A 20,671-nucleotide genomic window follows, 5' to 3' on the forward strand; every position below is an offset into this window, starting at 1 on the left:
AGAGATGCGGGCCTTTTTCCTATCCCCGCAAGATCATCTCCGCCGTCTCCCGTCCGCTCGCCAGCGCCGCCTCGACCGTGCCCATGTCGCGGCCGCGATAGAGCGCTTCGCCTGAGAACAGCACCGGGCCGTCGGCGCGCGCGAGCAGCGCCTGCGCCTCGCGCGTCCGCGGCGTTGCCCAGGAATAGGCGCCGCGGGCAAAGGGATCGTGCAGCCAGTTGGTCGCCGCGCTCGCCACGAGATCGCGCGCGATGTCGTCCCGCGGCACGCCGAAGATCGCCGCAAGCGAATCGACCCCGGCATCGATCAGTCCTTGCCGATCGAGCTTCGCCAGCGCGACCGTGCGCGGGCCGCCGAACCAGCCGGTGAGCAGGGGATGCTGGTCCGGGTGCCGCGTCCACCACACCGGGATCGTCTGGTCCGACAGCAGGAAGGTCATGTCCGCGAGCTCTTGCTTGCGCTCGCGCCACCATGGCCGCGTGAAACGCAGCAGGATCTTGACGACGTTGCCGAAGCCGATGTCGTCGGCGGCCGCCGCCTTCGCGCGCGCGCTCGCCGGCAGCGCCATCTCGCGCAGCAGCGGCAGCGGCACGGTGAGGATCACGCGATCACAGCCATGCACGGCGCCGTCCGCGCAGTGGACAAGGATCGCGCCGCCCTCCTCGGCGACGGCCGACACCACACGACCGAACTGGATCGCAACCCCGTGCCTGCGGCACTCGGCCGCCAGGAAGTCGATCAGCGCACCATAGCCGCCATTGATGCGCGCTTGCGGAGAGTGGCCGCCATCCATCCATTCCTCGCGCAGCGCCAGCGTCGAGGCGCGCTCGGGGTCGGCCGCGTCATAGCCCTCGACCATTCGCTCGATCGAATGGCGCATCGGCGCGTAGTCATTCCCGGCGAAATGCCGGCGCAGGAAATCGGCAACGGTGAGATCGTCCGTCAATTCACGAAGCACGGTTTGCAGCTCGGCCTTGTGCCGATCGTGGCGATCCTCGCGCGAGATGTCTACGCCGTCGAAACTCCACTGCTCGCCTTCGATCTCCTGAAGCGACAGCCCGGCCTCGCGCAGGAGGCCGCGCGTGACCGGCGCCTCGCCATGGACGAATTCGGCGCCGCCATCGGCGGGGTAGCCGAACTCCGCCGCCGGCAGCGGATGGATGCGCCCGCCGCAGCGCTCGCGCGCCTCCAGGATCGTCACGCGTCTGCCCGCGCGCGCCAATTCGCGCGCCGCCATCAGCCCGGCCGCGCCGGCACCGACGATGACGATATGCTCCGATTGTCCCGACATGCCGGTGCTTACTTGCCGACGGCTTGCGGGTCGTTCTGAATGAGATAGCGCAGCAGCAAGACGCCGCCGCCGAGATCCCGCGTGCTCTCCAGCGTCATCGCGGTCAGCGGCGCGCGCTGGTCGCTGTCGGCATCCGTCGAGTCGAACGCGAAGGGTGCGCCCCTGGCGCCATCGATTGCAGCGCTGAGGATCAGATTGAATTCGTCGATCAGACCGGCGCGCAGGAATGCGCCATTGGCGACGCCGCCGCCCTCCACCAGCAGGCGCTTCACGCCAAGCTCGCGATTGAGGATGTCGAGCGCCAGCGCGAGGTCGATTTCGGACTTGCCGGCGAAGATATAGGACACGCCCTCGCCACGGAGCCCGGCCAGATGCGAATCCGGCACGCCCTCGGTCAGCACCACGACAACAGGATCGCCGCCGATGTCGGACCGGCCCCAGCCGATCTTGCCCTGCGCGTCGAGCACGACGCCGTAGGTTTTCGCATCGCGCCGCGCGAACCAGTTTTCGCGGGGAAATGTCTCGCGCGTCTCGGACGGGTACGGCTTGCCCTTGGCGAACTCCGAGCCGGTGACGCGGCCGATCACCCAGGCATCGCCACCGAACTCGTCATGGATCTTCTCGAACCAGTCCGTGCCCGCGCCCTTTGGCCGCCAGCGGCTGGGATGCGTGCGGCCGTCGAGGCTCGAATGCATCAGACAGATGACGTAAGGCTTCATGCAAATTCTCCGGACTTCCTCTCACGCCGGCTCATTGCCCTTGGCGCGATCGTTCACGATCACCGCGAGCGGATTGAGCGTTGGCGGGGCGACGAGCTTGAGCGTGTTGGTGTCGCGATGATTGAACGGCGCGCCGCGCACGAACAACTCGGTCTGGATCAGATAGGTCCAGCTTCCGTCGTCGTTGAAGGTGATGTCGCAGCGATAGGAGTCGGTACGGAAAGCCTGCTCCAGGAAATCGGTCGAGCAGATTCCATAAGCGGTATCGCCGCGCTTCGCCGTGACGGAGATCGTCTTGTCATCCGGCCCGGCCTTGCCCGAGGCGAGCAGCACCTGCCCGCGCGGGATCGCAAGCGTCTGCATGATCAGCCCGGTCGCGGGCTCCCACAGCCAATAGCCGACCTGGTCGTGGAAGGTGATGTCCTCCTCGGGCGTGTTGATGTGAATGTGGTAGCGCAGCCCGTAAAGCAGTTGCGGCCCGTTGGCCTGCGGATCGATCGGGTCCATCCGGATGCGCTCGATGAAGGTCCGCCGCTCCGGTCCCTCCGCCTTCGGATTGATGTCGATGCCCTTGTCGGCCTGCCAAGCGCCCGCGAGCCGGCGGAGCGGGCCGAGATTGGCAAGGCCGTCGGGCGAGACGTCCTCAGGTTCGGTGAAGATGTCGGCGGGAATGGGGAGCATGGGTGTCCTCGCGTCGTTGCGGGACGCAGCAATAGCACAAGGACGGCACAAATCGACTGCGCTGGAACCAGGGTGCGGGCCGGGTGTTATCAGGTCTTGAGCCTCCCAAATCGGGGCTCGAATGGGCAAGGACGCCCATGTCACGCGTCGCAGGGGAGTCCAGTGCTGTCTGAGACAAACGCTCGGCAGTCAGCTGAAATGGGCTTCCTCGCTGACGGAGGCGAGCTGGGCGCCATGATGAGCGCCCGCGACTGGTCGGATTCACCGCTCGGTCATCCCCGCGACTGGTCCCGGGCGCTGAAGTCGACGGTCGGCATGCTGCTGGCTGCGCAAGCCCAGATTGTCCTGTTCTGGGGTCCTGATTTCGTCGCGCTCTATAACGACGCCTATTCCCCAGGCATCGGCGCCAATCACCCCCGCGCCCTCGGCCGCCCGGCGATCGAGAACTGGGGCGAGCTGTGGGACGATCTCGAACCGCTCCTTGCCGGAGTCCGCCGGACGCGGAAGACATTCGCCGCCAAGGATCGTCCCTTCTACGTCGAGCGTCATGGTTACGGCGAAACCAGCTACTGGGATGTCTCCTACTCGGCCGTACCTGACGACGATGGCTCGGTCGGCGGCGTCCTCTGCATCGTGTCGGAGACGACCGAACGTATTCTTGGCGAGGCGCGGCTGCGGAATAGCGAGGCGCGCTACCGGGAGCTGACCACGACGCTCGAGCAGCGCGTCGCCGAACGCACGGCGGAACGTCATCTGCTTGCCACCATCGTGGAAACCACCGACGGGCAGATCCAGGCGCTCGATCTCGACTATCGCTGGCTCGCCATCAACACGTCCTGCGCCGATGCCTATCAGCGGATCTACGGCAAGCGGCCGAAGGTCGGCGATTCCCTGCACGAATTCCTCGCCGACCGGCCCGAGCATCTCGCGGCGGCAACGGCGATCTGGGCCCGCGCGCTGGATGGCGAGGCCTTCACCAACATCGACGAGTTCGGCGATCCGCAATTCGACCGCCGCGTCTTTGAAATGAAGTTCGAGGCGCTGCGCGCTCCTGACGGCACGCGGATCGGTGCGTTCCTGACCGGGATCGACGTGACGGATCGCCTGGAGGAGCAGGCGCGGCTTGCGCAAGCCGAGGAAGCGCTGCGTCAGGCCCAGAAGATGGAGGCGATGGGCCAGCTCACGGGCGGCGTCGCGCACGACTTCAACAATCTGCTCACGCCGATCGTCGGCCTGCTCGACATGTTCCAGCGCAAGGGCATCGGCGGCGAGCGCGAGCATCGCCTGATCGCCGGTGCGGCGCAGGCGGCCGAGCGCGCCAAGACGCTGGTTCAGCGTCTTCTCGCCTTTGCGCGCCGGCAACCGCTTCAGGCCGTTCCGGTCGACATCGGCCGCCTCGTCGCCGACATGGGCGATCTGATCTCCAGCACGACGGGACCCAAGATCCAGGTGACGGTGGATACGCCGGAAGGGCTTCCTGAGGCCATGGCCGATCCCAACCAGGTCGAGATGGCGATCCTGAACCTCAGTGTGAACGCCCGTGACGCCATGCCCGACGGCGGCAAGCTGCGCATCTCGGCCAAGGCCAGGACGGTCGTCCGCGGACATCATTCGGATTTGGCGCCGGGCGCCTATGTCTGCATCTCGGTCGCGGACACCGGCATCGGTATGGACGAAGCCACACTCGCCCACGCCGTCGAACCGTTCTTCTCGACCAAGGGGATCGGGCAAGGCACCGGTCTCGGCCTCTCGATGGTCCACGGCCTTGCGTCGCAGCTCGGCGGCGCGCTGACGATCAGGAGCGCGGTGGGGTTGGGCACGACAGTTGAGCTGTGGCTGCCGGTCAGCCAGGCGTCCACAGCGCAGAGCCACACCGTCCCGCAACCAAAGCTGCGGCCGCTTCCCGTCGGCACGGCCCTTTTGGTGGACGACGAACCACTGGTGCGCATGAGCACCGCCGAGATGCTGGGCGAGCTCGGCTACAGCGTCGTCGAAGCCGGCTCCGCGGAGGACGCGCTCCAGCGCGTCAGGGAAGGCCTGCGGCCGAACCTGCTCGTCACCGACCATCTGATGCCCGGCATGAGCGGAACGGATCTCGGTCTCGCCCTGCGCAACCAATATCCCGAGCTTCAGATCCTCGTCGTGTCAGGCTACGCCAACAACGAAGGCATCACGCCGGACTTGTCGCGGCTGACGAAGCCGTTCCGAAGCGACGAGCTGGCGGCTAGCCTGGCGAGCCTGGCGAAGGTGGGACGGTAGAGGGCGAAGCGGGAATTCTGCTGGGACTACGCGGCGGCGTGCGTGGCAGCAAAGTGCTCCCCAACTTCACTTCATTGGATCCACCGTGCATTATCCGACTGATAGGCACGGGGGAAGAAAATGCTGACCGATATTATTTCTTCGGCTAAGCCGCCGGAAGACGCGCGGGCAACAATGGAATTCGAGAAGATGCGCTTCGAGCTTGCTTGGCGCTATTTCGATTTTCACGCCAAGCAGCGCACGCAACTGTTCCATTTCTTCATTATCCTCGCCCCCTTCCTTTTTGGCGGCTGCTTCTACTTATTCAGGGAGCGGGAGATGGTGGGCTACACGCCAGGTATGATCGCATCACTTGCGGGAGCGCTGCTCGCGATCTTCTTTTTCGGATTAGACCGCCGCAACCGACAGATCATTCATTTGAGCGAACGTGCAATCCGGTTGATTGAAGCCCAACTTCTCTTTGCGCACGGCTTTCGGGAAATCAACGACGCTGGCGCCCTGTTCAAGGGCGTGCTCACGACCGAAAAGGCGGAGAATGACGGGCGACGTCTCAAGTCGATGCGCGGCCATTCCTGCTTGGTAGGCGCCGTCTACTGGATGGCGTTCCTCGCCTTCGCAGCTCTGCTCTCCTACTTCGTCGCTGTCCAGAGGGGCAATTTTATCCTGCCGTCGAGCAGGCCACCCGCAATCCACCTTCCCTCAGCCCCATAGACCGATGGTTGCAGCAAAAGCCCGCATGAGCGAAGCGACATGCGGGGAGCAGCGTCAACCCAACCCCGGATGTCGCTTCGCTCATCCGGGCTACCTGAGTTGATGCTCGCCGAGTCGTCCCCTACTTCAACGCCAGCCCAACTTGGTGCGGGACGTGGGCAACGGCACTGGCCTCTTGTGGCTCGATATTCTCTTCTTGCCGCGAAGCCCGCCCTCACGGCGTTCGGCGACTATCTACGGTCCCGGCAAACGGCGCGGGCCGGCTGATCAAAACTGGCGCTGAGGTGAAATGGTGCCCAGGGGCGGAATCGAACCACCGACACTGCGATTTTCAGTCGCATGCTCTACCAACTGAGCTACCTGGGCGTGCTGAGCGAAGGACCCAAGGCCCATCGAGCGGGCGGTTTATAGTGGGCTGGAAGCGGCCTGTCCACCCACGCTTCGCCTTTGGCTTCGCCGGGCGCGGCCCGGCTGTGCACAAGGTGGGGCCGCCCCGCCGCGGCTGGCGCGCGGCGCATCGTTAAATCAAGTAACGACTTGATATTACCAAGTTATTCAACGTCTTCGACATCGTCGTCGCGGCCGGGGATGAGGTAGGAGCCTTTCAGCCAGCGGTTCAGGTCGACGTCGCGGCAGCGCGAGGAGCAGAACGGACGGGTGGCCTGCGCCTGCGGCTTGCCGCAGATCGGGCAGGTTTTGAGCGGCCCGGAGGGCTTTTTGACCTGGTCGTCCATGATGTCGGCGGCTTACGGGAGGTGACAGAGTTCAAGAGCCTGTCGGCAAACGGGTTCCTCGGGCGGCGGCGTATGCGGTCCCGCCGGGCTCCGATGGGCCCATTCTACTGTGCATGGGGTTGTTTTCGAGAATTTAGTTGGAGCTCACACCGCCGTGGCGTTGAGCCAGCCGAAGCGGATCGGGAAACCCTCGCCGCCGAGCAGCGTCGTGGTCTCGTAGAGCGGCAGGCCGACGACGTTGGTGTAGGAGCCGACCATCTTGACCACGAAGGAGCCGGCGATGCCCTGCACGGCGTAACCGCCGGCTTTGCCGCGCCATTCGCCGGAGCCGATATAGGCCTGGATGTCGTCTTCCGAGAGGCGCTTGAAGCGGACGCGGGTCTCGACCAGGCGCTGGCGGAAGGCCTCGCGCGGCGTCACCAGGGTAATCGCGGTGTAGACCCGGTGATTGCGGCCCGACAGCAGCCGCAGGCACTGCGCCGCCTCGTCCACGAGATTGGCCTTGGGCAGGATGCGGCGGCCAACCGCCACAACCGTGTCGGCGGAGAGGATGAAGGCGCCGCGCAGCTCGTCGTCGAGCTGCACCGATTTGAGCGCTGCATCGGCCTTGGCTCGCGCGAGGCGATTGGCACAGGCGCGCGGCAGCTCGCCCCGCTTCGGCGTCTCGTCGACGTCGGCCGGCCGGAGCGCGTCCGGCTCGATGCCGGCCTGGTTGAGCAGCGACAGGCGTCGCGGCGAACCGGAGGCAAGTACGAATTTGGGGCGGCCGAGCATCAGGTGATTTTGGGAGATGAAGCAGGGGGTGAATTGCGCGCGGAACCTATCGGACGGGGGCTGATTTCACAACCCGGGAACCCGGACTTTGGTGATTCGAGGCTTCCGACATGCGTGTGCCCTCAGTCTGTGACGCGGGTGTTACGCCCGCCCGATGCTACCCGCTCGCCGCGCCGACCTTCGCAAAGCGCCGGCGGATGCGCATCAGGAGCTGGTCGCAGACCTCGCGGTAGGCAGCGAGCTTCTGGTCGCGGCTGCCTTCGATGGTGGTGGGATCCTGCGTCGGCCAGTATTCGACGTCGGCGGCGAGCGTGCGGGTCAGCTCCAGCGCCTTGTGGTGCGCTTCGGGCGAGAGCGTGATGATGAGGTCGAAATTCAGCCCCTCCCAGTCCTCCAGCTCCTCGAAGGTCTGCGGCTTGTGGACGGAGATGTCCTGGCCGAGCTCGGCCATCACGCTGACCGCGAACGGATCGAGCTCGCCGCGCCTGGCGCCGGCCGACTTCACGTAGAGGCCTTGCGGAAACATGTGCCGCAGCAGGCTCTCCGCCATCGGCGAGCGCACGCTGTTCATCGCACAGGCGAACAGCACCGATTGCGGATCGCGTGCGCGTGTGGGCGCAGCCATCCGCGTTTAACCCTTCCAATGAAGGACAGTAATGAGCGTGAACAGCCGGCGCGAGGTCTCGAAGTCGACCCGCACCTTGCCCTTCAGCCGCTCCTGGAGCGTGCGCGATCCCTCGTCATGGATGCCGCGGCGCCCCATGTCGATGGCCTCGATCTTGTCCGGCGTCGCAGTCCGGATCGCCTGATAGTAGCTGTCGCAGATCATGAAATAGTCCTTCACGATCCGCCGGAACGGCGTCAGCGACAACAGATGCGCGACCACGGGCGCGCCGTCCTCGCGGCGAATGTCGAACATGAGCCGGCTGCCGGTGATGCCGATATGCAGCGTGAACGGCCCCTTCCCGTCGGCACCGTCAGGCGCGAACAGGTTCTGTTCGATCAGATCGTAGATCGCGATCGCGCGCTCATGCTCGATGTCGGGCCCGGAACGGCCGATCGAGTCCTCGTCGAGCGTGACCGCGACGATGCGATTGGTCGAGTCGTCCTGTTCGGGCGGCTGGGTCATGACAGATTGAGGCGCAATCCAATCGAGCGCGAATGGGCGTCGAGCCCCTCCGCTTGTCCGAGCGTCATCGCGGCAGGTCCCAACGCACGCAGCTGGTCCGGGCCGCATTTCAGGATCGAGGTGCGCTTCATGAAGTCGGCGACCCCGAGCCCTGAGGAGAACCGCGCCGAGCGCGCCGTCGGCAGCACGTGGTTGGAGCCGCCGACATAGTCGCCGATCGCCTCGGGCGTATGCGCCCCGAGGAACACTGCGCCGGCGTTGCGGATCTTTGCGGCAAGCGCGTCGGGATCATCAGTCATGATCTCGAGATGCTCGGCCGCGATCGCATCCGCGAGCGGAATGGCGTCGGCAAGATTCTTCACCATGATGATGGCGCCAAAATCGGCCCAGGAGGCGCCGGCAATTGCGGTACGCGGCAGTGTCTTCAACTGCGCTTCGACAGAATTTTCGACATCGGTTGCCAGGCGCGCGGAGTCGGTGATCAGGATCGATTGCGCGCTGGCATCGTGCTCGGCCTGCGCCAACAGATCGGCGGCGATCCAGTCGGCATTGCCGGTGTCGTCGGCGATGACCAGCACCTCGGAGGGACCCGCGATCATGTCGATGCCGACCTTGCCGAATACCAGCCGTTTTGCGGCAGCGACATAGGCGTTGCCGGGGCCGACGATTTTTGCGACCGACGCGATCGTCGCGGTGCCGTGCGCGAGCGCGGCCACGGCCTGCGCGCCGCCGACGCGGTAGATCTCGGTGACGCCGCCGAGATGGGCTGCCGCCAGCACCAGCGGGTTGAGCTTGCCGTCCGGCGAAGGCACCACCATCACGAGGCGCGCGACGCCAGCGACCTTCGCGGGCACCGCGTTCATCAGCACCGAGGACGGATAGGCCGCAGTGCCGCCGGGCACGTAGAGGCCGGCGGATTCGATCGCGGTGTAGCGCCAGCCGAGCTCGACGCCGAGCGGATCGGTGAAGCGCTCGTCCTTCGGCAGCTGGCGCCGGTGGTAGGTCTCGATGCGGTCGCGCGCGAGGCTCAAGGCATCCAGCGTCGCGGCATCGCAGGCCTTTACCGCGGCGTCGATCTCGGCGGCGGTGATGCGCAGGCCGGATGCATCGAGCGTCAAGCGGTCGAACTTTGCCGTGGCCTCGAGCAGGGCGGCATCGCCCCGCTTGGCCACGTCGTCGACGATCGTGCGCGCGGCAGCCTCGACATCGGCCGAGACCTCGCGCTTGGCGGCAAGGAAGGCAGCGAATCGCTGGTCAAAATCGGCGCTGCTGCGGTCGAGACGAACGGGCATTTTTGGCTTGGCTTCCGGCTGGTCTTTGGGGCGGATTGGCTCGCCTGCCCCCCTGCTCAATGGCGCGGCGGGGAAGCTGCGTCAACCCTCGCAAGGCGCCGTTCCGGCGAAGCCCAGAGCCGGTTCGACTGGTATACAGGCCATCTCACCCCTCCCCCTCGATCCCCAGTGCCGTCCCCAGCTCATCCGCGCCAAGGTCCGTCAGCTCACATTCCAGGCACTCGACGTCGAGGCGGATGGCGCCGCCCTGGGCGAACAGCAGGAGGGCGCTGCCGCCGGGCTCCTCGTTGCGGCCGTCCTGGGAGTGAAACTCGATGCCGACGAGGTCCAGGACCTCGTCCGGGGCCCCGAGGTCGATGTTGCGCGATTTGCAGGCGAGCACGCGATCGAAGCGGAGCGCGGCGACCAGCCGGCGGGGTTCGGCCTCGCCGTCCAGCGTCTGCTCCCAGTCCAGCCGGCTCATCCCGACCACCAGCCGCTTCTCGCTCTGCCGCCAGATGATGTCGGCGGCCTGGACGCGGGCGTCCTGCACATGGGTCGAGATCACGGCGAGATCGTCGGCGTCGAGCGCGATCAATTTGAGCTGTGGAGACATCGCCGGCATTTCTCCTCGGGGGGTCGATAGGGCCCAACGCACGCGGACGCGGAAATTTCCTCAGAACTAACGGGCCAGCGGACTAGAGGCTATTGATATCCTCCATTTCCAGCACCTTCCGCGGATACCCCTCCCGGGCGACGCGAATCATGGCCCGGCCCATCTGCTCGGTCGATGTGACGAGCCGCGGCGAGATCCGGCGCAGCACCGACCAGAGCGGCCAGGTTGCGGCATACACCGCCTGCACCCATGCCGTCTTGGAACGGATACCGTGCAAAGGCTGAATCGCGCCGGGCCGGAACATGTAGGCCGCCTTGAACGGCAGCTTGAGCAGGTCGTTTTCGGTCTTGCCCTTGATCCGCGCCCACATCCGCGATCCCTGCTCGGTGGAATCGGTGCCGGCGCCAGTGACGTAGACGAATGTCATCTGCGGATTGAGTTTCGCCAGCGTCGTCGCCGCCGCGAGCGTGAGATCATAGGTGAGTTGACGGTAGCGCTCCTCGCTCATGCCGATCGATGAGACGCCGAGGCAGAAGAAACAGGCATCGAAGCCGGTGAGCTGCGGCTCGATCGCGGAATAGTCCGTGAAATCGCCGTGTGTGATCTCGGTGAGCTTGGCACTGCGCACGCCGGTCGGGCTACGCCCCACCGCAACCACCCGGTCGATGCCTGCATCGATCAGGCATTCGCGCAATACGCCCTGCCCGACCATGCCGGTGGCACCGAAGATGATGACCTGCATCGGGACGCCCCCAACGGACCCGCGGCTCATGCCGCGACCGCGATCTCGTCGAAAGATACACCGGTCAACGTCGCCGAGACATCCCACAGCATCGCGGCCGTGGCGAAATCCTTCGCCTGCGGCATGATTTTCGCCGGCACTGGCGGTCCCTTCAATTCGTAGAACCAGTTCGGGCCGTAATAACCACCGGGCTCGGCGGCCGGAGAGGTCGCCGCGAACAGGGTGGGCAGCGCGCCTTCGGCTGCGGACTGGCTGATCAAGGGCTGCAGCCACCGGCTCACACGCGATTGGAACGAGCTGGTGCCCGGCCCGTTCGGGATGAGATCGGTTCGCGCGTAGCCGGGATGGGCGGCAAGGCTCGTCAGGCCCCAGCCGGCAGCGAGGCTGCGGCGCTGCAACTCCAGCGCAAACATCAGCATCGCCAGCTTGGACTGACAGTAGGCGCGCCAGGGGCGATAGGAATGCTTGCTTTGCAGATCGTCGAAATTGATCGCGCCGGGGCGGTGCGCAAGGCTCGAGAGGTTGACGATCCGAGCCGCCCTGGCGCGGCGAAGCTGCGGCAGCAGCCGCGCCGTCAGCGCGTAGTGACCGAGATAGTTGGTGCCGAGCTGCATCTCGAAACCATCCTCCGTCTGCTGCCGCTTCGGCAGCGCCATCACGCCGGCATTGTTGACGAGGAGATCGAGCTGCTCGTTGCTGGCAGCGAAACGTTTGGCAAAATCGGCGACCGAGGCGAGGCTGGCGAGATCGAGATGCTCATAGGCGATCAATGCGTTGGGAAACCGCTCGCAAATGCCCTCGATGGCGCGCAGGCCCTTTGCGTCGTTGCGCCCGGTGAGTATGACAATGGCACCGGCGCCCGCCAGCGCCATCGCCGTCTCGTAGCCGAGGCCGCCGGTCGCCCCGGTCACGACGGCGGTCTTGCCACTGAGAGAGGGGATGTCTGCCGTCGTCCAGTCGGTCATGCCATGTCTCCAGGCGCTATCAGGGGGTGGAAAAGGCCCGCGACCGGTCTAAATGTGCACTGGGTGCAAGTTTGCAAGAGGTGAAATAATTTGAAGGCTTCGAAGCCAGCTGCGAAATCGGCCAGGACAAGCGCCAAGCCATTGCCGGCAGGAGCGAAATCCCCTGACGGCCCCGGCCTGCGCCAGCGTAAATTGCAGGAGACCCGCGAACGGCTGACCCGCGGGGCGATGGCGCTGTTCCTGGAGCGCGGCTTCGAGGCCACGACCATCGACGACATCGCAGCCGCAGCGGACGTGTCGCGCCGCAGCTTCTTCCACTATTTCGCGTCGAAAGAGGACGTGGTCGCCGCCTGGCAGGAGGGCGCGGCAAGCGCACTGGTCGCAGAGGTCGTGGCGCGGCCTGCGGACGAATCCATGCTGACCGCGGCGGAGAATGCGATCGCGGCGGCGGTCCGGCGGATCGATCCTGCGGAAGCGGCGGCGATGTCGCGGCTCAAGCGCGACAATCCGGCGCTTCAGGCCCGCGACCAGCTCAAATACGAGAAGCTCGAGCGCGCGCTGGCCGAAGGGCTTTCACAGCGCGCCCGAAACAAATCGGACCGGCTGAAGGCCCGGCTCGTCGCCATGATCGCCACCGGCGCGATGCGCGTCGGCGGCGAGAGCTGGATCGGCGAAGGTGTGCGCGAGAAGCCGGAGGCTTCCGTGAAGCGCACCTTCGATGCGATCCGGGGGATATTGAAGTGAAGGCCGCTTCCTTCTCCCCTTGTGGGAGAAGGTGGCGCGAAGCGCCGGATGAGGGGTCTCTATCAGCGCATGACAATGTGAGAGAGGGATTTGCGGAGACAACCCCTCACCCGTCTCGCCGCTATCGCGGCGAGCCACCCTCTCCCACAAGGGGGAGAGGGGAAGCGCCTCACCCCCTGAAGAACGCCAGGAGGTCCGCGTTGATGGTCTCGGCGTGCGTGGTCGGCATGCCATGCGGAAAACCCTTGTAGGTCTTCAGCGTGCCGTTCTTCAGCAGCTTGGCCGATAGCGGCGCGGAATCGGCATACGGCACGATCTGGTCGTCGTCACCGTGCATCACTAGCACGGGCACGTTGATCTTCTTGAGGTCCTCGGTGAAGTCGGTCTGCGAGAACGCGACGATGCCGTCGTAATGCGCCTTGGCGCCGCCCATCATGCCCTGGCGCCACCAGTTCTGGATCACCGCTTCCGACGGTTTTGCGCCGGGGCGGTTGTAGCCGTAGAACGGACCCGCCGGGAGGTCGCGATAGAATTGCGTGCGGCTGGCGGCGAGTTGCGCCTGGAGACCGTCGAACACGCTCTTCGGCAGGCCGCCCGGATTGGCCGCGGTCTGCACCATCAGCGGCGGCACCGCGGAGAGGATCGCCGCCTTCGCCACCCGGCTCTCGCCGTGACGCGCGATGTAGTGCACGACTTCGCCGCCGCCGGTGGAATGGCCGACATGGATGGCGTTCTTCAGGTCGAGATGCGCCGTCACGGCCGCGAGGTCGTCGGCGTAGTGATCCATGTCGTGACCGTCGGCGACCTGCGACGAGCGGCCGTGGCCGCGGCGGTCATGGGCGATGACGCGGTAGCCGTGCGCGACGAAGAACAACATCTGCGCGTCCCAGTCGTCGGCCGAGAGCGGCCAGCCATGGCTGAACACGATCGGCTGGCCCGAGCCCCAATCCTTGTAAAAGATCTCGACGCCGTCTTTGGTGGTGATCGTGGGCATGAATGGCTCCTTCAGCGAGACGTCGTTCCGCGCCACCGCTGCGCGGTGCCCGGGAATGACGAAGTATCAATCATCAGGCGAACGTCATCGGCCTGAAACGGCGCCAGGCACCGATGGTGAGCACGACGAAGAACACCAGCACGAGGCCCTGCACCACGGCGAACACGGGGCCGGACGGCGGCGCCGGCGGCACGGCGGGTGCGAGCGCGGCGAGTGCCGGCACCTTCAGGAACGACTGGATCACCAGCACGAAGACGTTGAAATAGAGCGAGATCATCGCGGTCACGATGTAGACCGGACGCCAGACGCCTGCGAGCTTCTGGCCGTACAGCGCGAAGCAGGCGATCGCGAGCAGCACCAGCGAGATGATGCCGATGATGTGCGAGGGCAGCAGCTCCTTGAACGGAAACAGGAAGCCGGTGGCGCTGGTGAGGATCGTGAACAACAGGAAGATCGCGGTGAGGCCCGGCATCGACTTCGAGCCGAGCAGGCCGAACATCACGACGAGGCCGGCGGCAATCGCGATCAGGCTGATGATGACATGGATCAGCGTCAGTGCGGGCAGGCTCAATCCAAGCATCATCTCGCTCTCTCCGTCGGGAAACGGCCAGATGGTATTACGGCCCTCATCGAATGGCTACACGCAGCAATGTCACAGGCGCGTGCGCAGCCATGCGTCGTCGTGCGAATCGACAAACGCATGGCTGATTTTTTTGCACCGATGTCACAAAGGACAGCAGACTTTCGACGAAAGTTGAACCGAAAACTCACACTTCCTTGGTGTCGAAGATCAGGAGGTCCGCACCGCCACTGGCGAATTTCGGCACGTCGCCTGCGGCGGCCTTGCCCGCTTCGCTGCCGAATGCCTTCTGGATGTCGCCCACGCTGTCGAAGGAGAGAATGGCAACGAGATGAACTCCGGATGGTCCGGCGGGCGAGCCGACCGCGCCCGTGCTGACGGCGTATTTCTTCAGACCCGGAAGTTTCTTGGCGAGCGGAATGTGGGTCTCGGCATAATGCTTGTCGAAGGCGGCAGCGTCCTTGGGCGTTTTGTAGAGCACGACGAGTTCGGCCATTTAGTCCTCCCGTAAGCGTTTTGTTTGTCGATCCTCATAGTGAGGAGCGTGCGAAGCACGCGTCTCGAACCATGCAGGCCCGGCTTTGGCAGCGTGGCCTCGATCCTGCGAGACGCCGCTCTCGCGGCTCCTCAGGATGAGGGGATAGTCTGTAGTTGCAGACGCAATGGCAAGCCACATTCGACTTGCCATCCGCTTGTCTTCTGCTTGCCTAAAGCGCCGGTTTTGCGGCGTCGCCGAGATAGCCGTGCAGGGAGGCCACGACCTGCGCGCCTTCGCCGATGGCGCCGCCGACGCGCTTGACCGAACCGGAGCGAACGTCGCCGACGGCGTAGACGCCGGGCACGGAGGTCTCGAGCGGCGCAACGAGCCGGCCCTGGTTCTGCTCGGACTGCGCCCCGGTGACGACGAAGCCGCCGCGATCGAGCGTCACGCCGCAGCCGTCGAGCCAGTTGGTGGCGGGATCGGCGCCGACGAACAAAAAGAGATTGCGGATGTCGGCAGAGTCTTCGTCATCAGACAGCCGGCTTTTCCAGCGGATGCGCCGCAGCAGCGAGGCCTCGTCGCCCTCGAGCGCGGTGATCTCGGTGTTGAACAGCAATTCGATGTTCGGCGTCGCTTCGATGCGCTCGATGAGATAGCGCGACATGCTGGCGCCGAGGCCGCCGCCGCGGATGATCATCAGCACCTTCTTGGCGTGGCCCGACAGGAACACGGCCGCCTGTCCTGCCGAATTGCCGGCACCGACAAGCGCGACCTCCTCGCCGGCGCAGAGCTTCGCCTCGACCGGGGAGGCCCAGTACCAGACGCCGCGTCCCTCGAATGTGTCGAGGTTCTCGATCTCAGGCCGGCGATAGCGCGCGCCGCTCGCGACCACCACCGCGCGCGAGCGCAGGGAATCCCCGCAATCCAGCGCCAGGGCGAAGGTGCCGCCGGCGCGCGAGCAATCGAGCGACTTCACCGACATCGGAATCATGATTTCGGCGCCGAACTTCTGCGCCTGGGTGAAGGCGCGGCCGGCGAGCGCCTGACCGGAGATGCCGGTCGGAAAGCCGAGATAGTTCTCGATCCGCGCACTGGCGCCGGCCTGGCCGCCGAAGGCGCGGGTGTCGACCACCGCGACCGAGAGACCTTCGGAGGCGGCGTAGACCGCGGTCGCAAGTCCCGCCGGTCCGCAGCCGACGATCGCGACGTCGTAGATGCGGTTGTCCTTGGCACCACCGATCATGCCGATGGCGCGCCCGAGCTGGGTCTCGCTGGGATTGCGCAGCACGGTGCCGTCGGCAGTGACGACCAGCGGCCAATCCTCCGGCTTCGGCGAATAGCGCGCGATCATCTCGGCCGCATCGTGCTCGCTATCGGGGTCGAGCAGATGATGCGGCTGGCCGTTGCGGGTCAGAAAGCCTTGCAGGCGCACCACGCCTGCGGAGTTCGACGGCCCGATCAGCACGGGGCCACCGATGCCGGCCTGGATCAGGCTGACCCGGCGCAGGATCAGCGCGCGCATGATGCGCTCGCCGAGATCGGCTTCGGCCACCAGCAGCGCGCGCAGCCGGTCCGGCGGCACCAGGAGCACCTCGACATCGCCTTCGGCGCGGCCATCGACCAGCGCCGGCCGGCCCGAGAGCTGGCCGAGCTCGGCCAGGAACTGCCCCGGCCCTTGATCAATCACCGGCGTGACATGGCCGAGCCCGTCGCGCTGGGTGATGGCGACGTGGCCCGATAGCACCACGAACATGCCCGGTCCCTGCTTGCCGGTTTCGAACAGCAGTTCGCCGTCTTTATATGGCCTGAGCTCGCCGAAATGGCGCAGGCGCTCGATCTCGACAGGGCTCAGCGTCGGAAAGGTCTGCTCGGGACGCGAGAACTGCGCCATCAGCTCATCCCTGCCGGTTCGTTGCTGTCCGTCCTGCCCCATCGTCATACTCGCTCATTGCAAAATTCTAGCCGCCGGCCTTGCCGGCGGTCCCCTCATCTAGGGAACCATTTTCGTTCTGCGAGGGCTCGGTGCTTGCGGCGCGTTCGCGCGCCTGCACCTTCCGCCGCTTCAGGTTTTCGCGCAGCGCCGATTTCAGCCGGTCGTCGCGGGACGATCGGTCCTGTCTCGTGCTCTTGTCGTTCTCGTCAACCATGGCAGGTCCATACAGCGATCGGCGATAACATGCCCAAGGAATACGGCGGCTCAAGAGGCCCGCGCGAACGGATCGTGCGAAACTCGAAATGGACCGAATCCGATCGCTTGGCCAACTGGCCAGTTGGCCGGGGATATCGGAGCCCAAATCGGCGGAAAGTCGGTCGTTTCACGCCAAATCGGGCATTTTGGGCCTGATATCGCCCGGATTTTCTCGTTTTGTCGGGTCCTGCAAGCTTGCACAGGAGGGGGGCTTGTGGCAGATATCGGCCCGCTTGGTAGGCCCCTCGTGGCGGCCGATTCTTATCCCAGCACATGCTGCCGTAGCTCAGTGGTAGAGCACTCCATTGGTAATGGAGAGGTCGACAGTTCAATCCTGTCTGGCAGCACCATTTTCTGGGTTCAATCACGCACAGATCAGCATTCTCGCGGCTCGAAACGCCCACGTTTTGCTGTTTCCGTCGCCCTCTTCCGTGAAGAGGACGACGGTTCGCGCGAGATCAAGCTCGGCTAGAAGCCGAAGCCGACGCCGCCGGCTGCGAGATGGTGGGACGTCCCGCCGAAGCTGGCCGTCCACGGGCTGGTCGACGCATGAGCGGGATCGACGGTCGAGCCGAAAACCTGATTGACGCTACCGACGTACAAATAGCGGTACTCGCCGAACAGATAGGCGCCGCTGTTGCCGAGGGCGAAGCGCGCACCGGCCTTGGCCTGTGCGGCAAAGGTCCAGGCCGAGGAGTCCGCGCGCGCATTGAAGTGGTTGATGCCAGGCTCGGCCGGGTCGGTCTGGGTGGACGAGGCGCCGTTGATGGAGACATTGGCGGCCCCGATGCCGCCGCCGATATAGGGCGTGATGCCTTGATAGGGCGTGTTGAAGCCGACAACCATGTTCGCCAGAAGCACCGTGGTGCGGGTGGGGAATGTATCGTCGAAGGAGCGCTCGATAAGCCGCACGGTGGGGTTCGCCAGCGTCGCGCGCGGCTGGTTACCCGCCAAATAAAAGCCTTCGATCTCGAGGGCGGGCCGCAGATGCGCGCCATACGACCACTCGTAACCGAGCTGCGCACCGCCGAACCCAACGCCACCACTGCTGGTTCGTCCCGTGGCGTCGACAGCCAGAGGACCGCCGGCGGCCTCGGGGATAAAGACGGTACCGAACTGGCTGACATCAGTGCCGCCGCGGCTGCCGCCGCCGCCGAAAACGCCGACATAGGCACCGCCACTACGCGTCGGCACGACTGCAGGCCCCTTGTTGTACATCGCATAGGCTTGCGCGGGCGGCGTGGCCGCCACCGTCGCGACGTCACCTCCGGCTGGCCTGACGGTCGGTGCAGCCGTCTCGCGCGGAGTGGCAGCGCGCCGCTCCTGTTTCGCCTGCTTCAATTCGGCCCGCAGCTCGGAGATCGTCTGCTGCTGCGCCTTGAGCATGCGAAACAGTTCGGCGTTGGATGGAATGTCCTCGGCATGGGCAGCGCCCGCCGTCATCAAGCCCGCAGCCACGATAAAACACTTACGCGCTGTCATTTGATACCCCGCCCCTCGGTTGCAAATCATCGGCGGACACTATGAATCCTGATCGGGAAAGCGCAAAGAGACCGCGTCCGCGCGTGCGACCGTTTGCGACACGCAAGCTGGAGATTTCCAGCGCGGTGTGGACTCTGGGCGACACGCGCCAGCGTCTCCATCAATCCTCTCTGACAGAACCATTCTCAAATCACGCACGACGCGGCATTCTCGCGGCACCAGATGCCCGAGTTTTGCGTCATTCCGGCCCCTCTTGAAGTGAAGAGGGCGCAGGGAAGGCCGGGTGCCGGCTGGCACCCGTAGGTCCGCTGCGCCAAGAATTTGCACACGCAAATGCGCAGGCGGAAAACAGGTGGGCCGGAAAACACCCGGCCTTCCCTGCGCGATGGGTTGACGGCTTATGCGCGCTCTCCCCGGAGCCGAGTTCCTTCTGGCCTCCGTCACCTCGCGAATTGGCGATGCCCCGCGACCCGGTCGAGTCCCGATCCATCTCCGCAAGGCTTGACCGTAGCAACGACGGTCAAGACCACACGGTTTTGCCGTACGCGGCTCGCCCCGCATCGCCCCGAAGGACTTCGCAAGGCGTTGGCGCCGTCCGTCTGCACGCAGACAAGACCTCACGAGGTTCATCTCGCCCTGGTCCCGCCTTCGCGCGCCCGGCGCTGCCGCGTCCACCGCACCCCGGTCCACGTTCGTTACGACGTACGATCGCCCCTCTCCGCGGACCGGGACGGTGGAGAGAATGCCGTAATTCCGAATTTCGGTAAAGCGGAATATTTTTACAGAGGAGGCTTGACGGGTTTGTACGAGAGGCAGGTGTTTTGCCCGACGGGCAATGCACGCGCGGCGTGTCAGCTTCTCGGTCAACGTCGCATGCGCCACGCTCGCCAGGTTCCATCAGGTCATGCTGCTGACGCATTCTCTGTCTTAGTCAGTGACAACCTAAAACACTGCGTGGGAACCACTCTGGTTCGCACAACGGTTCCGTAGCCAGGGGTTGGCTCGAACTCCGCACAGGATTGGCGCAAGTCCACGAACGCTTCCGCGTTCGCTTGCCCATGCTTGCGGTATCGGAACCGACGATCGAAAAAATCACAGGAGTTATGATGTTGTTCCGCTCGAGCGCCGCAATTTGCGGCGCCCTGGTTGCGCTTGCCGTTTCCGTTACCGTTGCTCGAAGTGAAGCGGGTGGAGTTCACTCAATCGCCGTCGTCGATGCCGCCTCTGGGGATGCGGTCGTTGGCGCTGCATCCATGTACAATCCGTTCAAGCCCGGTAAGGAAGAGGGCGGTCCGAGCACAGCCTCCGGCGAGCGCTATGATCCCTCTGTCTGGGCGGCTGCCATCAAGACGAGTTTGCGCAGGAAATTTGGTGGGGTCCAATTTGGCGCAAGGCCGAAGTTTGCCCTCGTCGAGGCCGTCGGCAAGAAGGTCATCGTCAAGATCAATGACGTGGGGCCGTTAAGGCCTGGCCGCATCATTGACTTCAACGAGCGGACGATGCGCCATTTCGATCCAAGCCTGGAGCTGGGAGTCATTCGTGAAGTAAGAGTTATCCCGCTTTCAGGAGACGATTGGACCCCGGGACCGCTGGGCTGAACATCCCACGCGAAATGGCGTAGCCCGGATGGCAAGCGTAATCCGTCCCGGATTGCGCGCCGCTCGATCCGGGCTACGAGCTCTCGCCGCGCAACGTCCTTCGCTTTCGCCACAGCTGCAGGTCAACCATGGCTTTGACGGTTGCTGCGAGAACGAGCGCGCAGAGCGCCACCTTGGAAATTGTCTCCATCGTCCCCTCGATCAGCAGGCAATGGGCGACGCTCCCTGCAACGATGACGATCGCGAGGGGAATATGGATGATGCGCCAGGTGCGCAGCCGCAGACCCAATCGCCGACGCAAGAGAGCCAGAAGCGCGACCGCGAAGATGGCCCACATGGCGGTCACACCGAAGGGAGAGAACGGCGTCGGCGATGAAAAGGTCAGGGCATCGATCATGTCGGGCGGGCTGGTGATCCAGAGGCCGGCGACATGGATCACCACCGCCAGCACCAGCGCGCCGCCGATCCAGTGATGGGCACGCCGTCCACGATAAGCCGACAGTCCCGGCAAATATCCGCCGATCAGCAACGGCTGAACGAGCACAAGCCCGAGGGCGATGATCCCGGCGAAGCCAGCCAGGATGTAGACCGGACCGCGCCATGCGAGCTGCTCGCTCCCCGCTGCTGCGGCGATCGGCACGCCAACGGCCAAAGCAAGGGCGACCCAGATCAGGGTCGCCCGGGCCGATCTCCTCCCCTTCTCTTGCAACGC

At 65.1% G+C, this 20,671-nt stretch carries 22 protein-coding genes and 2 tRNA genes; 5 read left to right on the forward strand and 19 right to left on the reverse strand.

Annotated elements, in window-relative coordinates; genetic code table 11:
- Positions 1-19 precede the first annotated feature (19 nt).
- The 3 genes from NLM15_RS41115 to NLM15_RS41125 are packed head-to-tail and all read right to left on the reverse strand — an operon-like array spanning position 20 to position 2,691.
- The gene (locus NLM15_RS41115; protein WP_254123690.1) at positions 20-1,291 is read right to left on the reverse strand and encodes an NAD(P)/FAD-dependent oxidoreductase; all 1,272 of its coding nucleotides are present in this window, start codon (positions 1,289-1,291) and stop codon (positions 20-22) included.
- Between the two features lie 8 nt (positions 1,292-1,299).
- Entirely contained in the window at positions 1,300-2,010 is a 711-nt protein-coding gene (locus tag NLM15_RS41120; RefSeq protein WP_254123693.1) for a dihydrofolate reductase family protein, read from the reverse strand.
- Positions 2,011-2,031: 21 nt separating this feature from the next.
- The gene (locus tag NLM15_RS41125) at positions 2,032-2,691 is read right to left on the reverse strand and encodes an FABP family protein (protein WP_254123694.1); all 660 of its coding nucleotides are present in this window, start codon (positions 2,689-2,691) and stop codon (positions 2,032-2,034) included.
- A 198-nt stretch (positions 2,692-2,889) separates the two neighbouring features.
- Between NLM15_RS41125 and NLM15_RS41130 the strand changes: the two genes are divergently transcribed.
- Both NLM15_RS41130 and NLM15_RS41135 read left to right on the forward strand, forming a co-directional pair.
- Positions 2,890-4,950: a PAS domain-containing sensor histidine kinase gene (locus NLM15_RS41130; RefSeq protein ID WP_254123696.1), complete on the forward strand. Its 2,061-nt coding sequence runs from the start codon at positions 2,890-2,892 to the stop codon at positions 4,948-4,950.
- 120 nt (positions 4,951-5,070) lie between these two features.
- Entirely contained in the window at positions 5,071-5,661 is a 591-nt protein-coding gene (locus NLM15_RS41135) for a hypothetical protein (RefSeq protein WP_254123697.1), read from the forward strand.
- Between the two features lie 290 nt (positions 5,662-5,951).
- On the opposite strand, the gene NLM15_RS41140 is transcribed toward NLM15_RS41135, so the two are convergent.
- The 9 genes from NLM15_RS41140 to NLM15_RS41180 all read right to left on the reverse strand — a co-directional run bounded on the left by NLM15_RS41140 (position 5,952) and on the right by NLM15_RS41180 (position 11,892).
- Positions 5,952-6,027 (reverse strand) — tRNA-Phe (locus NLM15_RS41140).
- Positions 6,028-6,212: 185 nt separating this feature from the next.
- Positions 6,213-6,395 carry a DNA gyrase inhibitor YacG gene (gene yacG, locus NLM15_RS41145; protein WP_254123698.1) on the reverse strand — a complete coding sequence of 61 codons (183 nt, stop codon included), beginning with the start codon at positions 6,393-6,395 and terminating at the stop codon, positions 6,213-6,215.
- Positions 6,396-6,539: 144 nt separating this feature from the next.
- Complete coding sequence (locus NLM15_RS41150; RefSeq protein ID WP_007597557.1) at positions 6,540-7,169, reverse strand: Maf-like protein; 630 nt, start codon at positions 7,167-7,169, stop codon at positions 6,540-6,542.
- Positions 7,170-7,326: 157 nt separating this feature from the next.
- Complete coding sequence (locus tag NLM15_RS41155) at positions 7,327-7,794, reverse strand: low molecular weight phosphatase family protein (protein ID WP_254123699.1); 468 nt, start codon at positions 7,792-7,794, stop codon at positions 7,327-7,329.
- A 6-nt stretch (positions 7,795-7,800) separates the two neighbouring features.
- Positions 7,801-8,298 carry a UPF0262 family protein gene (locus NLM15_RS41160; RefSeq protein WP_254123700.1) on the reverse strand — a complete coding sequence of 166 codons (498 nt, stop codon included), beginning with the start codon at positions 8,296-8,298 and terminating at the stop codon, positions 7,801-7,803.
- Positions 8,295-9,590: a histidinol dehydrogenase gene (gene hisD / locus NLM15_RS41165; RefSeq protein WP_254123701.1), complete on the reverse strand. Its 1,296-nt coding sequence runs from the start codon at positions 9,588-9,590 to the stop codon at positions 8,295-8,297. The genes NLM15_RS41160 and hisD overlap by 4 nt, the downstream gene beginning before the upstream one ends.
- Before the next feature lie 145 nt (positions 9,591-9,735).
- A complete protein-coding gene (locus NLM15_RS41170) occupies positions 9,736-10,185 on the reverse strand; it encodes a DUF2948 family protein (protein ID WP_254123702.1) in 450 nt (149 codons plus the stop codon).
- Positions 10,186-10,267: 82 nt separating this feature from the next.
- Entirely contained in the window at positions 10,268-10,927 is a 660-nt protein-coding gene (locus NLM15_RS41175) for an NAD(P)H-binding protein (RefSeq protein WP_254123704.1), read from the reverse strand.
- Positions 10,928-10,953: 26 nt separating this feature from the next.
- The gene (locus tag NLM15_RS41180) at positions 10,954-11,892 is read right to left on the reverse strand and encodes an SDR family oxidoreductase (protein ID WP_254123706.1); all 939 of its coding nucleotides are present in this window, start codon (positions 11,890-11,892) and stop codon (positions 10,954-10,956) included.
- A 90-nt stretch (positions 11,893-11,982) separates the two neighbouring features.
- Here NLM15_RS41180 and NLM15_RS41185 point away from each other — a divergent pair, with 90 nt between their 5' ends.
- Positions 11,983-12,636, forward strand: coding sequence for a TetR/AcrR family transcriptional regulator (locus NLM15_RS41185; RefSeq protein WP_254123707.1), 654 nt, complete (start codon positions 11,983-11,985; stop codon positions 12,634-12,636).
- A gap of 169 nt (positions 12,637-12,805) precedes the next feature.
- On the opposite strand, the gene NLM15_RS41190 is transcribed toward NLM15_RS41185, so the two are convergent.
- The 5 genes from NLM15_RS41190 to NLM15_RS41210 all read right to left on the reverse strand — a co-directional run bounded on the left by NLM15_RS41190 (position 12,806) and on the right by NLM15_RS41210 (position 16,838).
- Positions 12,806-13,630, reverse strand: coding sequence for an alpha/beta fold hydrolase (locus NLM15_RS41190; RefSeq protein WP_254123708.1), 825 nt, complete (start codon positions 13,628-13,630; stop codon positions 12,806-12,808).
- Between the two features lie 73 nt (positions 13,631-13,703).
- A complete protein-coding gene (locus tag NLM15_RS41195) occupies positions 13,704-14,213 on the reverse strand; it encodes a hypothetical protein (protein ID WP_254123710.1) in 510 nt (169 codons plus the stop codon).
- Positions 14,214-14,397: 184 nt separating this feature from the next.
- Positions 14,398-14,706, reverse strand: a complete 309-nt coding sequence (locus tag NLM15_RS41200; protein ID WP_063985878.1) for an EthD family reductase — start codon at positions 14,704-14,706, stop codon at positions 14,398-14,400.
- A gap of 211 nt (positions 14,707-14,917) precedes the next feature.
- The gene (locus NLM15_RS41205) at positions 14,918-16,624 is read right to left on the reverse strand and encodes an FAD-dependent oxidoreductase (RefSeq protein WP_254124690.1); all 1,707 of its coding nucleotides are present in this window, start codon (positions 16,622-16,624) and stop codon (positions 14,918-14,920) included.
- A 25-nt stretch (positions 16,625-16,649) separates the two neighbouring features.
- Complete coding sequence (locus tag NLM15_RS41210; protein ID WP_254123711.1) at positions 16,650-16,838, reverse strand: hypothetical protein; 189 nt, start codon at positions 16,836-16,838, stop codon at positions 16,650-16,652.
- A gap of 316 nt (positions 16,839-17,154) precedes the next feature.
- Between NLM15_RS41210 and NLM15_RS41215 the strand changes: the two genes are divergently transcribed.
- Positions 17,155-17,229, forward strand: a tRNA-Thr gene (locus NLM15_RS41215).
- 118 nt (positions 17,230-17,347) lie between these two features.
- Here NLM15_RS41215 and NLM15_RS41220 read toward each other — a convergent pair.
- A complete protein-coding gene (locus NLM15_RS41220; protein WP_254123712.1) occupies positions 17,348-18,361 on the reverse strand; it encodes an outer membrane protein in 1,014 nt (337 codons plus the stop codon).
- A gap of 1,103 nt (positions 18,362-19,464) precedes the next feature.
- Here NLM15_RS41220 and NLM15_RS41225 point away from each other — a divergent pair.
- On the forward strand, positions 19,465-19,959 hold the full coding sequence (locus NLM15_RS41225; protein WP_309144973.1) for a septal ring lytic transglycosylase RlpA family protein: 495 nt from the start codon (positions 19,465-19,467) through the stop codon (positions 19,957-19,959).
- Between the two features lie 73 nt (positions 19,960-20,032).
- On the opposite strand, the gene NLM15_RS41230 is transcribed toward NLM15_RS41225, so the two are convergent.
- Positions 20,033-20,599, reverse strand: coding sequence for a ferric reductase-like transmembrane domain-containing protein (locus NLM15_RS41230; RefSeq protein ID WP_254123714.1), 567 nt, complete (start codon positions 20,597-20,599; stop codon positions 20,033-20,035).
- Between the last annotated feature and the right edge of the window lie 72 nt (positions 20,600-20,671).

The sequence above is a fragment of the Bradyrhizobium sp. CCGB20 genome (assembly GCF_024199855.1).
Lineage (GTDB): Bacteria > Pseudomonadota > Alphaproteobacteria > Rhizobiales > Xanthobacteraceae > Bradyrhizobium.

Excerpts from the sequence above, each read along its gene's own strand:
- NLM15_RS41115 (WP_254123690.1), bottom strand. The coding sequence starts at position 1,291 with ATGTCGGGACAATCGGAGCATATCGTCATCGTCGGTGCCGGCGCGGCC.
- NLM15_RS41120 (WP_254123693.1), bottom strand. The coding sequence starts at position 2,010 with ATGAAGCCTTACGTCATCTGTCTGATGCATTCGAGCCTCGACGGCCGC.
- NLM15_RS41125 (WP_254123694.1), bottom strand. The coding sequence starts at position 2,691 with ATGCTCCCCATTCCCGCCGACATCTTCACCGAACCTGAGGACGTCTCG.
- NLM15_RS41130 (WP_254123696.1), top strand. The coding sequence starts at position 2,890 with ATGGGCTTCCTCGCTGACGGAGGCGAGCTGGGCGCCATGATGAGCGCC.
- NLM15_RS41135 (WP_254123697.1), top strand. The coding sequence starts at position 5,071 with ATGCTGACCGATATTATTTCTTCGGCTAAGCCGCCGGAAGACGCGCGG.
- yacG (WP_254123698.1), bottom strand. The coding sequence starts at position 6,395 with ATGGACGACCAGGTCAAAAAGCCCTCCGGGCCGCTCAAAACCTGCCCG.
- NLM15_RS41150 (WP_007597557.1), bottom strand. The coding sequence starts at position 7,169 with ATGCTCGGCCGCCCCAAATTCGTACTTGCCTCCGGTTCGCCGCGACGC.
- NLM15_RS41155 (WP_254123699.1), bottom strand. The coding sequence starts at position 7,794 with ATGGCTGCGCCCACACGCGCACGCGATCCGCAATCGGTGCTGTTCGCC.
- NLM15_RS41160 (WP_254123700.1), bottom strand. The coding sequence starts at position 8,298 with ATGACCCAGCCGCCCGAACAGGACGACTCGACCAATCGCATCGTCGCG.
- hisD (WP_254123701.1), bottom strand. The coding sequence starts at position 9,590 with ATGCCCGTTCGTCTCGACCGCAGCAGCGCCGATTTTGACCAGCGATTC.
- NLM15_RS41170 (WP_254123702.1), bottom strand. The coding sequence starts at position 10,185 with ATGTCTCCACAGCTCAAATTGATCGCGCTCGACGCCGACGATCTCGCC.
- NLM15_RS41175 (WP_254123704.1), bottom strand. The coding sequence starts at position 10,927 with ATGCAGGTCATCATCTTCGGTGCCACCGGCATGGTCGGGCAGGGCGTA.
- NLM15_RS41180 (WP_254123706.1), bottom strand. The coding sequence starts at position 11,892 with ATGACCGACTGGACGACGGCAGACATCCCCTCTCTCAGTGGCAAGACC.
- NLM15_RS41190 (WP_254123708.1), bottom strand. The coding sequence starts at position 13,630 with ATGCCCACGATCACCACCAAAGACGGCGTCGAGATCTTTTACAAGGAT.
- NLM15_RS41195 (WP_254123710.1), bottom strand. The coding sequence starts at position 14,213 with ATGATGCTTGGATTGAGCCTGCCCGCACTGACGCTGATCCATGTCATC.
- NLM15_RS41200 (WP_063985878.1), bottom strand. The coding sequence starts at position 14,706 with ATGGCCGAACTCGTCGTGCTCTACAAAACGCCCAAGGACGCTGCCGCC.
- NLM15_RS41205 (WP_254124690.1), bottom strand. The coding sequence starts at position 16,624 with ATGGGGCAGGACGGACAGCAACGAACCGGCAGGGATGAGCTGATGGCG.
- NLM15_RS41210 (WP_254123711.1), bottom strand. The coding sequence starts at position 16,838 with ATGGTTGACGAGAACGACAAGAGCACGAGACAGGACCGATCGTCCCGC.
- NLM15_RS41220 (WP_254123712.1), bottom strand. The coding sequence starts at position 18,361 with ATGACAGCGCGTAAGTGTTTTATCGTGGCTGCGGGCTTGATGACGGCG.
- NLM15_RS41225 (WP_309144973.1), top strand. The coding sequence starts at position 19,465 with ATGATGTTGTTCCGCTCGAGCGCCGCAATTTGCGGCGCCCTGGTTGCG.